The organism is Micromonospora sp. NPDC005220 (assembly GCF_040607895.1).
Classification (GTDB): Bacteria; Actinomycetota; Actinomycetes; order Mycobacteriales; family Micromonosporaceae; genus Micromonospora.
In genome coordinates this window covers 20084-34225 of the sequence record NZ_JBEXHP010000017.1, presented here as the reverse complement: position 1 = coordinate 34225, position 14142 = coordinate 20084, and the positions used below count along the sequence as shown (strand labels likewise).

Genomic DNA, 14142 nt, shown 5'->3' with positions numbered 1-14142 from the left:
ACCGTCCACCCTGACGTCGTCAGACGCCGCACCGCCCACACCGACGTCGTCGGAAGCCTCGACGGTCGACACCGCCCCTTCGCCGGCGGTCATCGCAGGCCCACCCGGGCGCCGGCGCGGGTCGCGCCGAACCGTCGGAAGCGTTGCCGGCGCAGGCGGACCAGCATGGCGGGCGGCACCTCCAGCAGAGGCAGGAGGTTGGCCAGCAGGGCCGCGCGCAACCGGTGGGCGGTCTCCGCCGGGTCGTCATGCGCGGCGCTCGACGGCTCCGACACGACCTCGTCGACCACTCCGAGCCGGCACAGGTCGGGCGCGGTCAGTCGCAGCGCGCGGGCGGCCTGCGGCGCCGCGGACCGGTCCGGCCAGAGGATCGCCGCGCACCCCTCGGGGCTGATCACCGAGTAGACGGCGTTCTCCAGCATCAGCACCCGGTCGGCGACCGCCAGCGCCAGCGCGCCGCCGCTGCCGCCCTCCCCGGTGATCACCGCGAGAACCGGAGTGGGCAGCACGGTGAGGGCGAGGATGTTCTCGGCGATGGCCGCGGCCTGGCCCTGCTCCTCGGCGCTCACCCCCGGGTCGGCGCCGGGGGTGTCCACCAAGGTGACCACGGGCAGGCCGAGCCGGGCCGCGAGGCGCATCAGCCGCAGTGCCTTGCGGTGCCCGGCCGGGCTGGCCATGCCGAAGTTGCGGGCGACCAACTCGGCGGTGGTGTGTCCCTTCTGGTGGCCGATGACCATCACGTGTCGGCCGGCCAGCCGCGCCAACCCGCCCACGATCGCCGGACAGTCCGCGCCCAGCCGATCGCCGTGCAGCTCCACGAACCCGTCGAAGACGGAATCCAGGTAGTCCAGTGTGGTGGGTCGCCCGGGGTGCCGGGCCATCCGGACGGTGTCCCACGCGTCGCGTACCGCCGGGGTGCCGGCGTCTGCGTCGGCCGCCGGGTCCGCCGGGGCCGCGCCGTCGTCGGCGAGACGCTCGCGACCCGGCGCCGGCTCCTGCCGGGGTACGGGAGGACGCGCCGGACGGCCGGCACTGGTCGCGGCGAGCAGCGCCATCAACCGTCCGCGCAGCGACCGGCGCTGCACCACCATGTCGACCTGGCCGTGTCGGAGCAGAAAGTCGGCGGTCTGGAAGCCGTCCGGCAGCGCCCGCCCGGTGACCTGGCGGATCACCCGGGGGCCGGCGAAGCCCATCCGCGCACCGCTCTCGGCGAGCACCAGATCGGTGTTGGTGGCGAACGAGGCGGCCACCCCACCGTAGGTCGGGTCGGTGAGCACGCTCACCGTGAGCAGCCCCGCCTCGCGCAGCGCGGCGATGGCCTGGCTGACGGTCGCCATCTGCATCAACGACAGCGCGCCCTCCTGCATCCGCGCCCCGCCGGAGGCGGTGATCAGGACGAGCGGGGTGCGGTCATCCAGTGCCCGTTCGGCCGCCCTTGTGATCAACTCGCCCACCGCGCAGCCCAGGCTGCCGCCGAGGAAGCGGAAATCCATCACGGCCAGGGTCACCGGGTGCCCACCGATGGTGGCGGTGGCACAGACCACCCCTTCGGCCAGGCCGGTGCTGGCCCGCGCGCCGGTGAGCCGTTGCGGGTACGGGAGCACGTCGACGAAGTCGAGCGGATCCACCTCCGGCAGCCGGTCGGGCAGCAGGCACAGCGAACCCGGGTCGACCAGTTGGCGCAGGCGTTCCGGCGCGCCGAGCCGGGCATGCTCGCCACACTCCGGGCAGACGTCCAGGTTGCGGCGCAGCCGTTTGCGGTAGAGCAGGCTGGCGCAGCCGGCGCAGCGGGACCAGAGCTGCTCTTCGCGCGGCGCGGTGGCCGTCACGACCGCCGCCCGGTGTCCGGGGCGTCGAACCGGTAGAAGCACCGCGCCATGGCGTCCCGCGGCGAGCGCCAGGTCGACAGGTACGGCGACACGTACGGGCGCAGGCGGTCACTGACCCGAATGAACTCGGGATGGTCCCGGGCGGCCTCCACCGCGCCCTCCGCCGGCTGCGCGGTTTCGAGCAGGTGCACATAGAGGTCGTGCAGCCGGTACAGCGAGCGGTGCCGGACACCGACCAGGCGCGGCAGCTCCGTCGTGTCCGACTCGGCGAAGATCTCGGCGACCCGCTCCTCGGCGGTGGGATCCACCTTCGCGATGATCAGCGATCGTTCCATACCTGGGCCTCCCCCCACAGCGTCCGGTCGGCGACGGGTGGCCCCCGGACGCGCTGGACGACTGCGGACACGATGCGCCGATCCTCGTCACGGCGGCGTCACCGCGCCCGGTCGGCCAGCGACCCATGATGGTGACGCTGCGTTGACGCAGCCTGTGTATCAGCTATGCGCCAGGCGCGTTCCGCCCGCTAATGTTTATGCAGTTCAGAACCGATCTCGGGTTGACTGTCGCGAATAGTAGGGCCACACTGGCGTTGACTCAATGTGACGATTATTGATAATCTTCAGCGTGGTCCGCCCGGCGGCCTCGGCGGGCCGGGCCGCGCCCGGCCACGTCCTCATCGGCGGGGTCGACAGTGGCGTCGCGGGCAACCGATCCGGGACACAGCAGACAGTCGGGACAAGCGTTCCGCAGGGGGTGCCGCCGTGGCCGCTGATCCGTCCGTGCCGACCGCCGGAGACCCGCCCGAGGAGGGTGTCTCACTCCACCTGCTCGGCGGCTTCCGACTCTTCCGCGAGGCAGTGCCGGTCGTGGTGCCGCGTGGGCTGCAGCGGGTGATCGCGCTGATCGGGCTCCGCCCCGGCGCCACCCGCAGCCAACTCGCCGGCATGCTCTGGCCCGACGCGCCGGAGGAACGCGCGCTGTCCTCCCTGCGCACCGCCCTGTGGCGGCTCCGACAGGACCCGTGCTGCCCGATGACAGTGGCCAGCGACACCGTACGCCTCGCCCCGGCGGTGCGGCTCGACGTGGACGACCTGGTCGGCACCGCGGCCCGGGTCCGCGACGGCGACGTCCCCCGCACCGCGGCCGGGGCGCTCGCCGCCGGGCGGCACGACCTCCTCCCCGGCTGGTACGACGACTGGGTGCTCCTGGACCGGGAGCGCCTGCGCCAACTCCGCCTGCACATGCTCGAACAGGTGGCCGGGCATCACCTGGCCGCGGGACGGCACGGCGAGGCGCTCGAAGCCGCGCTGGAGGCGATGGCCGCCGAGCCGTTACGGGAGACACCACACCGGCTGGTGGTGCGCATCCACCTGGCCGAGGGCAACGCCTTCGAAGCCGTGCACGCCTTCTACGTCTACCGGGACCTGCTGCGCCGGGAGCTGCGGCTGGAGCCGAGCCCCGCCATGAGCGCCCTGCTCGACGACACGCTCGCCCCGATCCGCCAGGCCAGCCGCAACGCCATCACCGACCGCCCGTCACCGGCCGGTCGGCGTACGTGACGGTGATGTGACAGGCGCTGCGGCACGGTGGGCGCACACAGCACGTGGCACCGATCCCCGAGGGGTCGGGCAGGCCACCGGCGGAAGGGGTCCCATGAGTCGTCTACTGATCGTCAGCCGGATCATCCCGGGAGCGGAAGGGCGGGTCGCGCAGATCTTCGCCGAATCCGACGCCACCGAGCTGCCCAGCCTGACCGGCGTCACGCACCGCTCCCTGTACTGCCTGCACGACCTGTACGTACACCTGCTGGAGACCTCGGACGACGTCGACCCGGACGCCCTCGCGGCGGCCCGCAACCACCCGCTCTTCCAGCAGGTCAACGAGCGGCTCTCCGCGCACACGTCGCCGTACCTGCCGACCTGGCGCTCCCCCCGCGACGCGGTCGCCGGCTGCTTCTACCGGTGGGACGCCACCGACGCGCCGGAGGCGTGCCCAGCCAGCACCGACGCGCCGGAGGCGCGCCCAGCCAGCACCGACGCGCCAACGGCGCACCTGGCCGGCACCGAGGCACCCGCCGCGCACCCGGCCCGCTGACATGTCCGCCGCGCCACCGCACGTCCTGATCATCGGCGCGGGCACGGGCGGGCTGTGCCTGGCGCACGGCCTACGCCGCGCCGGGATCAGCGTCGCCGTCTACGAACGGCACCGTGACCGCGCCGATGGGCTGCTCGGCTACCGGGTCGGCATCGGCCCCACCGGTAGCCGGGCGCTGCGGGAGTGCCTGTCCCCGGAGCTGTTCGCCACCTTCCTGGCCACCTGCGCCCGGCCGCCGAACTACTTCAACGTCGTCACCGAGGGCCTCCGCCAGACCGCGTCGTTCGCGCTGCGGCCCAGCGCGGACCCGGTGCGCACCGAACACTCGGTGGCCCGGATGGTGCTGCGCCAGGTGTTGCTGACCGGCCTGGACGACGTGGTGCACTTCGACAAGACCTTCATCCGGTACGAGCAGCGCGACGACGGCACTGTCACCGCGTACTTCGCCGACGGCACCAGCGCCACCGGCGAACTGCTGGTGGCGGCCGACGGCACCCATTCCGCCGTACGCCGTCAGTACCTGCCGCACGCCGTCACCCGCGACGCCGGGACCATCAACATCGCCACCCGAATCCCGCTGACCCCGTACACCCGCGGTCTCATTCCGGAGCGGGTCCAGCAGGGCATCTCGCTGATCTTCGGCGTCGGCGGAATGATGGGCGTGCTGCACGTCATGGAGTTCAAGTGGGACGCCGAACGGGCGATCAAGCCCGGCGTCAGCGAGGCCGACGCGGCCCGGCTACGAGACTGGCCCGGGCTGGCGCACGACACCACCACCGACAACATCAACCTGATCATCTGGAGTACGGCCCGCCGGTTCCCGGCCGACATCATGGAACGCCGCGGCGAGGACCTGGTGCAGGTCGCCCTGGACCTCACCTCGAACTGGCACCCGCATCTGCGGGAGCTGCTCACCCACGCGGACCCGGCCAGCGCCCTACCGATCAAAGTGTCCACGTCCGAGCCGGTGCCGCCCTGGAAGAGCACACCGTCATCATGCTCGGCGACGCCATCCACACCATGACCCCGGGTCGCGGCGTGGGCGCGAACACCGCGCTGCGCGACGCACGCCTGCTCTGCGAGCAGCTCCTCCGCGCCACCGCCGGTGACAAGACGCTGCTCCAGGCGGTGGCCGACTATGAGGCGGTGATGGCGCCGTACGGCTTCGCGCGGGTCGCCGAATCGTTGAACCGCAGCGGCACCAACGGCGACGACCGGATGTACCGGCCGGTGGTGGGTCGGCTCGCGCTGCTCGGCGCACGCGGCTACTTCGGAGTGACCAGCCGGGTCCCCCGGCTCCGTCGCCGGTTCGTCGACGACTTCCACACCTACGAGGGCGACCAGGACTGAACCCCGCGGCTGCCCGACCCGGGCTCGGCGTTCCCCGCCGGGACCCGGGTCTCGTCGTGTCCGGCGCGCACCGCCCGACCGATCCACACGTGGCGCGCTCCATGCCCGATCTCATCGGTCGGGTTTCGGGGTGATCGGGCGACGCTGTGTCACCCGGCAGGCACCGGCTGAGGTGGCTGGCCCACCCGCAACGCTGACGGCCGATCCTGTCTGTCGTCGGCAATACGGGTGTGCGAAGCTGCGGCGAGTTTTTCTCGTGACTTTTCCAACGAGCTGAGAGGGAGGTTCGCCGTGGCGTGGTCTTTCGGACACTCACTGATAGTGGTACTGGCACTGGTGCTGGGCCTGGCCGCCGGGTGGCTGCTGCGCGGCCGGCGGGGCGTACCAGGCAATTCGATTGTGGATGGTGACCCCGTCGCCGGCCTGGCCGTGATCGAAACACCCACGCCGGCTGCCACCACCGACGAGGCCCGGCCCGTGGCCGCCGTCGACCCGGCACCCACCGCGGTCGCCGACGAGCCGGTACCGGTCGACACGGTCAGCGCGCCGGCCGCGATGACCGAACCGGACGGTCCCACCCCGGTGCCCGTGCCGGCGGACACCCCGAGCGCCGTCGACCCGGCGGACATCGCGCTGACCGAGGACCCGCCGCCGGTACCGGTCTCCGACCGGTCCGACGCTGCCGAACCGGCCGTGGAACCGGCCCGCGAGCCGGTCACGGTCGACGAGCAGCCCGCCCCGACGGCCGTGGTCGCTCCCCGCCAGCCGGCGGACGACCTTCCGTCCGCCGACACCGCACCGATCGACACGACGCCGGCCGACGACGCGCCGGCCACGACCACCCCGGTCGACACCGCGCCGGCCACGACCACCTCGACCGACAGCGCGTCCGCCGACACGACGTCGGCCGACGACGCGGAGACCAAGGCCACGTCGCTCGACCCGACGCCGGCAGACGCACTGTCGACCGCAGGACCGTCCGATGCCGAGCCGGTGCACGCCGATTCCGTGAACGCCGAGCCGGTCCAGGTCGACTCCGTGAACGCCGAGCCGGTCCAGGTCGACTCCGTGCACGCCGAGCCGGCGCACGCCGACTCCGTGCACGCCGAGCCGGTGCGCGCCGACTCCGTGCACGCCGAGCCTGCGGTTGCCGCAGCGGAGGCCGAGCGGTCGGCGGTGGCCACGCCTCCGGTCCGGCCGAGCGCCGCCGCGACCACTCCGGTCCCTTCCGGCGACACTGCGGTCAGCGGCGTCGACGCCGACCCGACGGGCCCGGCCGACGACTTCCGCCGGATTCAGGGGATCGGGCCGAAGATGGCGGCCGCGTTGCAGGACGCTGGCGTGCGCACGTACGGCCAACTCGGCGACTTGGACGAGCCGGCGCTGCGCGACCTGATCCGGGCCGCCGGGCTGCGCGCCGCACCTGGGCTGGCCAGTTGGCCGCAGCAGGCACGCGTGCTCGCCGGCGCCGGCGACGAGATGGCCGCGGTGCTGCCGAACGGCAACCCGGCCTGACCGCCTGCATTCGAGCCCCCGGCAGCCGTCCATCGCGACGGCGCGCCGGGGGCTCGGCCGTAGCTACCGACGCCTCCGACGCCGGCCATACCGGTGATCCACTCGGCATTCAGGAAACCGCGCCCGACCCGGACACCCCGGATGGCAGAAACCCGAGTCGATCACCCCAGCGAGCGCCCGTGCACCCACGCCCTCAGCACACGGCGAGCGATGCACCGCACTCCAAGATCGTGCTCGATCGTGGATGTCAACGCCGTTGCGTTAGGCGGAACGGCTGTTCGTCAACCGGCGCCACCTCGCCGATCATGCAGTTGTGGTGGGCAACAAAACGCCCGTAAACCGCTAAGCCGGGCACCACAACTGCATGATCGCCGCGCCCGCACTGCCCCTGCTCCGCGACCTTGCACTTTCTGTCCCGACACAAGGTGCATTCCACCCACGTCGACACCCGAAACCGCGCGATCGGCGCGAGCTACTCGCTCCACCTGCGGTGATCGACCAGGAGCCCCTTCGCCAGCACGGGTTGACCAGCCGGCCACAGCGGTCATGAAACGGTCTTGTCGTGGATGTAGTGGTGTCAGGCGCGGCGGATGCCACTACATCCACGATGATGGGCGATCTTGTCGGCAAAATCGGCTGCACCTGACCGGCGGCGGGACCAGGCCGCTGCACCTGACCGGCGGCGGGACCGGGTCGGAGCGCCGGCGCGCGGGTGACGGCCCGCTTCAGGCGCGCAGCTCGGCCGCGAGGTCGCCGATCGACGCCATCGCGTACCGCTGCATCCTTGGGCCGAAGGTGATGCGTGTCGCGCCGTGGCGGCCCAGCTCGGCGATGGACTCCCGGTCCGGGCCGGCGGCCATGTTGATCGGCCCGGTGATGCCCTCCCGCAGCTGCGGGAGCACCTTCAGCGGCGCCAGGATCGGGTAGACGCAGTCGGCGCCGGCCGCCACGTAGCGGCGGGCGCGTTCCACCGCGTCGGCCGGGTCACCCGTCCCGAACAGGAACGTGTCGACCCGGGCGTTGATGAAGAGCGCGTCGCCCGCCTCCGCGCGCACTTCGGCCAGCCAGTCCGCGTGCCGCTGCGGGTCCTTCAGGGTGGCGTGCCCCTCGGAGTCTTCCAGGTTGCAGCCGACCGCGCCGGCCTCCAACAGCCGCCCGACCAACTCGGCGGGCGCGAGGCCGTAACCGCCCTCGACGTCTGCGGACACCGGAACGGAGACGGCGCGGACGATCCGCGCGACCGCCGCGAACATCTCGTCCGGCGGGGTCGCGCCGTCCTCGTAACCGAGTGAGGCGGCGACACCCGCGCTCGGGGTCGCGAGCGCTGGGTAGCCGGCGTCGGCGAGCACCCGGGCGCTGGCCGCGTCCCAGGGGCCCGGCAGGACGAGCGGGTCGCCGGCGGCACGGTCGTGGTGCAGGGCGCGGAAGGTGGAGGCTGTCATCGTTGGTGTCTCCCGACGGGGCTGCGGGGGGGCGAGGCTCAGGGGGTGTGTCCGCCGTTGGAGTCAAGCACTGCGCCGCCGCAGGGCGCCGCGCTCCGCCGCAGGGGCGCCGCTTACTTGATCTTGCGGGTGGACCGGACCACGATGCCCTCGTACTCCGGGTGTTTGACCAGCCAGTCGGCGAGGAACGGGCAGATCGGCACGACGGTCCGGCCCTTGCTGCGCGCGTCGTCCATCACGGCCCGCGCCAGCGTTGACCCGACGCCCTTGCCCTCGTACGCCGGATCGACCTCGGTGTGCGTGTAGGCGATGATCGAGCCGGTCAGCTGGTAGGTGACGAACCCGGCGACCGCGCCTGTCTCGTCGCGCGCCTCGAAGCGCTCCCGCGCCGGCGCGTCTGTCACGGTGAACTGCACCCGACCATCCAACCACCCGACCCGGCGGCGCTCGCCGCGAGGCCGGCGGGGACGTGACCGCACGCGCATCGTCTGCACCGAAACGGGAAACGCAACGCCGCCGCTTCACCCGCCATCGCTGGCAATCTTGGACACTTCCCGTTAGCTAACGGAAACTGTCCAAGATCTACCCTGTCAACCGCCTCGGACGGCGTCGCCGGCACGGTCTTCGACCATCAGACGCACCAACACCCCCGCTCACCGGACCCTCGGAATAGATCGTCTGGGGTGGCCCGACCAGTGCGCGGACCCGGCGTACACCGCGCGGCAGGAGGCGTATGCCCGCGCGTTCGGCACCCGAGGTCTGTAAGCCCCCGCAGATGGTCGTCAACGGCACCCTCGAGTTCGTCGGCGGGCGCGGCGCGAGCGTGGTCGGCTACGTCCGGGAGAACGGCGACCGGGCCACCGCCGTCGAGCTGTCCACCGCGTAATCTCGGCGCATGCGGTTGGTGCGCGGTACGAGGGGGTTCGGTGGCTGACGCGGACGACGTACGCCGGGTGGCTCTGGCCCTGCCGCACACGGTGGAGAACCCCAGTGACGGCTTCGACTTCCGGGTGGCCGACAAGGGCTTCGTCTGGTCCTATCCGGAGCGCATACCCGGCAAGCCGAGGGTGATTCGACTCGACATCGCGGTGCTGTTCGTCGGCGACGAGGCCGAGAAGCAGGCTCTCCTGCTCGGGGAGCCCGAGATCTTCTTCACCACGCCCGGCTACGACGGCCTGCCCCTGGTGCTGCTGCGCCTGGCGGCGGTCGACCTGGACCGGCTGACCGAGCTGGTGACCGACGCGTGGCGGATGCGCCTGCCGGACGCGTTGCGGAGCGGCCGCGAGGGCGCACTGCCAGGCGACCGTGAGAGCGCCGGCAAATAGCGACATCAGCACGCAACGCGCTGGACACATTGACGGGGATCTCGGTACTCCATTACGGTGGCCGAGAGAGCGCTCTCTCACCTGACCTTCCCCCCAATTCAGACGCATCGCGCTGGACCCGGCAAGGGCCGCACCCGGCGCGCGATGGAGGCACGATGAAACCTCCCGTCCCCCACCGCCGATGGGCCCTGGCCGCCGCCACCGCGCTGGCCCTGGTCTTCGGCGGCCTCACCATCCCCGTCACCCGCGCGGCCGAAGCCGCACCCGTCGGCGCCGGCAGCTACACCACCACCCCGGTCGGCCCGCTCCCCACCGGCTGCGGCGCGATGTCCAGCAACCCCCGGCAGTTCGCCACCGCCAACGCGCCCGCCGGGCCGATACCCACCAACGACTGGTGGTCCTCGCTGCTCTGGAAGCGCACCGACTGCTCCTTCAGCGAGCCGCTGCACGCCCACCCGATCTCGTACGACACGTTCGGCGACGGGCTCGGCTTCTCCGCCAACTCCACCCCCGCGATCAGCGGCACCGCCACCGGTGTCGGTGAATACCACTACCCGTACGTGCAGGACATCCGGGTCGGTGTGGCCGGGCTCAGCGCACCCCTGGTCAAGGTCGACGGCTGGACGGACTGGACGGTCAGCCCGCACTGGAGCGACGGCACCCGCACCATGCGCGCGACCATCGGCCACGGTCTGCCCTTCGCGTACTTCCAGACCACCGGCGGCAACGCGCAGATCAGCACCGCCGGCACCCCCGACGTCTGGTCCAACAGCGGAACCACCATCGGCTTCCGGGTCAACGGCCACGACTACGTCGGGTTCGCGCCCAGCGGCGCCAACTGGACCGTGGCGTCCGGTCAGATCTCGTCCACCCTGGCCGGTCGCGGCTACTTCTCGGTCGCCCTCCTGCCGCCGACGTCGAGCACCACCGAGCGGGCCAGCCTGGCCGCGACCTACGGCCAGTACGCACACGCCCACGTGACCGGCACCCAGGTCTCGTACGCGTACAACCCGGCGACCAGCGGCCTGACCACCACGTACGCGTTCACCACGACCGCCCGGGAGGGCACCGCCACGCAGACCGTGGTCAGCCTCTACCCGCACCAGTGGAAGTCGCTGAGCGGGTCCACCGCGATCACGCCGACCTACCCGTCGGCGCGCGGCCGGATGAAGGTGCTCACCGGCGTCAACCAGTTCCGCACCGCCATGAAGTTCCAGGGCATCCTGCCGGAGCTGCCGGCCGTCGGCGACGGCAGCGGCGGTGACCTGGCGACGCTCACCGGGCACCTGACCGCCACCCGCGCCAACCCGATGGACCAGCGCGGTAACGACACCTACTGGACCGGCAAGGGGCTCGGCCGGGCCGCGCGGATCGCCGAGATCGCCGACCAGGTCAACGACGTCACGACCCGCGACAGCGCGCTGAACGCGATCCGCAGCACACTCACCGACTGGTTCACCGCGTCCAGCGGAAAGACCAGCCGGGTCTTCTACTACGACAACAACTGGGGCACCCTGATCGGCTACCCGGCGTCGTACGGGTCCGACCAGGAGCTCAACGACCACCACTTCCACTACGGCTACTACATCGCCGCCGCCGCGACCCTGGCGAAGTTCGACCCGACCTGGGCGGCCACCAGCCGCTACGGCGGCATGGTCGACCTGCTGATCCGCGACGCCAACAACTACCGGCGCGACGACACCCGCTTCCCGTACCTGCGGGACTTCGACATCTACGCCGGTCACGACTGGGCGTCCGGGCACGGCTCCTTCGGCTCCGGCAACAACCAGGAGTCCTCGTCGGAGGGGATGAACTTCGCCAGCGCCCTGATCCAGTGGGGGCAGGCGACCGGCGACACCGCCGTCCGCGACGCGGGCGTCTTCCTCTACACCACGCAGGCCGCGGCCATCCAGGAATACTGGTTCGACGTCAGCGACCAGAACTTCCCCAGCGCGTTCGGGCACTCGACGGTCGGCATGGTCTGGGGCGACGGCGGCGCGTACGCCACCTGGTTCAGCGGCGAGCCGGAGATGATCCAGGGCATCAACCTGCTCCCGGTCACCGGTGGTCACCTCTACCTGGGCAACAACCCGGCGTACGTGCGGACCAACTACGCCGAACTCGTCCGCAACAACGGCGGGCCACCGACCGTGTGGCAGGACATCCTCTGGCAGTTCCAGGCCCTCGGGGACGCCGACACGGCGCTGGCGAACCTGCGGGCGAACCCCGGCTACACCCCGGAGGAGGGAGAGAGCCGGGCGCACACGTTCCACTGGATCCGCAACCTCGCCGCCCTCGGCACCGTCGACACGACGGTGACCGGCAACCATCCGCTCTCCGCGGTCTTCTCCCGCAACGGGGCCCGCACCTACGTGGCGTCGAACCCGACGGCGACGCCGATCACTGTGACGTTCTCCAACGGCACCGTCCTCACGGTGGGAGCCGGCAAGACGGCCACCACCGGGGCGTACACCTGGAGTGGTGGCAATGCGGCCGGCGGCGTCCCGCCGACGACGCCGACCGACCCCCCACCGCCGACGACCCCGCCGCCGACGACCACCCCGCCGCCGACGCCGGGCAACCCGACGCGGTATCTGCTGCCCGGGGGTGGGTTGGGCGCCGCCGGTAGCGCGGCCACCACGACGGTTGCGGCGGCGAACGGAAACCACGACGGTACGCCCACCAACGCCCAGGTCTTCACGGCGACCGGCCTCAACCTCGCGTACGGCGGCGGGCAGACCGCGTTCGACCTGTTCGTGGACGCCGGGTCGGCGGTCGGCAACGGCGTGCAGGTGCGGATCTCCTACGACCTCACCGGCAACGGCAGTTGGGACCGGGTGGAGACGTCACGCTACTTCGCCACCGACCCGGTCCCCGGCTACGAGCACTACACGCAGAACGCCGGCCTCTCCTCGGCCACCGGCACGTTGGGCGCGCTGAGCAACGGCACGGTGCGGGTGGAGGTGTGGTCGGCGATCGGCAACAACCCGAGCACTGTGGGCATCGGCAACCAGTCGGTGCTGCGGCTCCCGTACTCCTGACCGATCCGTTCGTCGCGACACGATGTCGGCCGGTGTGCGGTCAGTCGGTCATTCTCAGGAGGCGGTGCAGGTGGGCGTGATGCCGGCGGCACTGCCGTTGCCCTGGAAGCCGAACTCGGTGACCTGGCCCGCGCCGAGCCGGCCGTTGTAGTCCACGTTGGCGAACCGGACCGTGCCGGTGGAGCCACTGGCCGTCGCGCTCCAGGTGTTCGTGACACTCGCACCACTCGGAAGCGTGACGCTGACGTTCCAGCCGCTGGTTCCGGCGGAGCCGGCGGTCACCTTCACGGTGGCCACGAATCCACCGGTCCACGAGTTCAGTGACACCGACGCCGAGCAGCCACCCGTCCCCGGCGGAGGAGTGGTGGGCGGCGGGGTCGTGGGCGGCGGGGTGGTCGGCGGCGGGGTCGTGGGCGGCGGCGTGGTCGGGATGCCGGGGCCGGCGTTCAGGGCGTTCAGGACGTTGGTGTACGCGGCCTTCTTGTTGCCGTTGCAGTCGAACAGCAGGGCGTTGTCCGAACCACGCCACGAGTCGCAGTCGCGCACACCCCAGGTGGTGATGCCGGTGCAGCGGGAGACGTTCATGCAGGCGCGGGTGACCGACCCGAAAATGCTGGCCTGGTTGCCGCCGGTCATCACGTCCAGCTCGGTGATCTGCACATCCACACCGAGATCAGCGAAACGCTGCAGGTTGGCCTGGTAGTCACCGGCCAACGAGGTACCCAGGTGCGACTGGAAGCCCACACAGTCGATCGGCACGCCACGGGACTTGAAGTCCCGCACCATGTTGTAGATCCCCGTCGACTTCGCGTTGATCCCGTCGGTGTTGTAGTCGTTGTAACACAACTTCGCACCCGGATCCGCCGCCCGCGCAGCCCGGAACGCCGCCTCGATCCAGTCATTCCCCGTGCGCTGCAGATTCGAGTCACGCCGCCCACCGGAACCACCGTCAGCGAACGCCTCGTTCACCACATCCCAGGCATAGATCTTGCCCCGGAAATGCGTCGCCACCTGCGTGACGTGGTTGATCGCCGCGTTACGCAACGCGGTACCCGACAAGCCCTGCGCCCAACCCGGCTGCTGCGCGTGCCACAGCAACGTGTGACCCCGCACGCTCATGCCGTTGGCCTGCGCGTGACTGACCAGACGATCACCACCGCCGTAGTTGAACTGGCCCTGCTGCGGCTCGGTGGCGTCCCACTTCATCTCGTTCTCGGGCACGACACTGTTGAACTCACGGTTCAGGATGGTCGTGTAGGCGCTGGTGGACAGCTTGCCCGTGGCGACAGCGGCGCCGAAGTAGCGGCCCTTCTCGGCGGCCGAAGCCCGAAGGGTCGTGCCGGCGCTCGCCGTGGAGGTCAGTGCCATCGTCATTCCGGCGGCGAGAACGCCGGTGACTGCGATGGTCACCGCCGCTCGCCAGGCTCTTCTGTGATTCATGCGGATTCCTTCTCTGTGGTGGTGCAGCGATGGAGGCGCAGCGCCCGAATCTGCTCCTGCGCGACATCGGAGACGGCAGCAGCGGTCGCCGTCGCGGCAGCAGTGC

Annotated in this window: 9 protein-coding genes and 3 pseudogenes; 7 read left to right on the top strand and 5 right to left on the bottom strand. The window is 71.4% G+C overall.

Going from position 1 to position 14142, the window contains the following annotated elements; translation table 11 throughout:
- Nucleotides 1–89: 89 nt before the first annotated feature.
- Together ABZU52_RS10520 and ABZU52_RS10515 are read right to left on the bottom strand one after the other, a co-directional pair.
- On the bottom strand, nt 90–1829 hold the full coding sequence (locus ABZU52_RS10520) for an acetyl-CoA carboxylase carboxyltransferase subunit alpha (protein ID WP_354970783.1): 1740 nt from the start codon (nt 1827–1829) through the stop codon (nt 90–92).
- Nucleotides 1826–2164, bottom strand: a complete 339-nt coding sequence (locus ABZU52_RS10515; protein ID WP_354970782.1) for a TcmI family type II polyketide cyclase — start codon at nt 2162–2164, stop codon at nt 1826–1828. Before ABZU52_RS10515 ends, ABZU52_RS10520 begins: the two co-directional genes overlap by 4 nt.
- A 426-nt stretch (nt 2165–2590) precedes the next feature.
- On the opposite strand from ABZU52_RS10515, the gene ABZU52_RS10510 reads away from it, so the two are divergent.
- The 4 genes and pseudogenes from ABZU52_RS10510 to ABZU52_RS10495 all read left to right on the top strand — a co-directional run.
- Nucleotides 2591–3388 (top strand): BTAD domain-containing putative transcriptional regulator, encoded by a 798-nt coding sequence (locus ABZU52_RS10510; protein WP_354970781.1) that lies wholly within the window; start codon nt 2591–2593, stop codon nt 3386–3388.
- Between the two features lie 94 nt (nt 3389–3482).
- Nucleotides 3483–3800, top strand: a pseudogene (locus ABZU52_RS10505) (TcmI family type II polyketide cyclase); the annotation flags it as partial.
- A 124-nt stretch (nt 3801–3924) separates the two neighbouring features.
- Nucleotides 3925–5273, top strand: a pseudogene (locus ABZU52_RS10500) (NAD(P)/FAD-dependent oxidoreductase).
- 1251 nt (nt 5274–6524) lie between these two features.
- Nucleotides 6525–6788 (top strand): annotated as a pseudogene (locus ABZU52_RS10495) (hypothetical protein); the annotation flags it as partial.
- A 725-nt stretch (nt 6789–7513) separates the two neighbouring features.
- On the opposite strand, the gene ABZU52_RS10490 reads toward ABZU52_RS10495, so the two are convergent.
- Together ABZU52_RS10490 and ABZU52_RS10485 are read right to left on the bottom strand one after the other, a co-directional pair.
- Nucleotides 7514–8230, bottom strand: a complete 717-nt coding sequence (locus tag ABZU52_RS10490) for an isocitrate lyase/phosphoenolpyruvate mutase family protein (RefSeq protein WP_354970780.1) — start codon at nt 8228–8230, stop codon at nt 7514–7516.
- A 113-nt stretch (nt 8231–8343) separates the two neighbouring features.
- Entirely contained in the window at nt 8344–8646 is a 303-nt protein-coding gene (locus tag ABZU52_RS10485; protein ID WP_354970779.1) for a GNAT family N-acetyltransferase, read from the bottom strand.
- 317 nt (nt 8647–8963) lie between these two features.
- Here ABZU52_RS10485 and ABZU52_RS10480 point away from each other — a divergent pair, with 317 nt between their 5' ends.
- The 3 genes from ABZU52_RS10480 (at nt 8964) to ABZU52_RS10470 (ending at nt 12596) form a co-directional block, all read left to right on the top strand.
- A complete protein-coding gene (locus tag ABZU52_RS10480; RefSeq protein WP_354970778.1) occupies nt 8964–9116 on the top strand; it encodes a hypothetical protein in 153 nt (50 codons plus the stop codon).
- A 40-nt stretch (nt 9117–9156) separates the two neighbouring features.
- Complete coding sequence (locus ABZU52_RS10475; RefSeq protein WP_354970777.1) at nt 9157–9555, top strand: hypothetical protein; 399 nt, start codon at nt 9157–9159, stop codon at nt 9553–9555.
- A gap of 155 nt (nt 9556–9710) precedes the next feature.
- Complete coding sequence (locus tag ABZU52_RS10470; RefSeq protein WP_354970776.1) at nt 9711–12596, top strand: glycosyl hydrolase; 2886 nt, start codon at nt 9711–9713, stop codon at nt 12594–12596.
- Between the two features lie 54 nt (nt 12597–12650).
- Here the strand turns inward: ABZU52_RS10470 and ABZU52_RS10465 are convergent, their stop codons facing one another.
- The gene (locus tag ABZU52_RS10465) at nt 12651–14036 is read right to left on the bottom strand and encodes an endo-1,4-beta-xylanase (protein ID WP_354970775.1); all 1386 of its coding nucleotides are present in this window, start codon (nt 14034–14036) and stop codon (nt 12651–12653) included.
- Between the last annotated feature and the right edge of the window lie 106 nt (nt 14037–14142).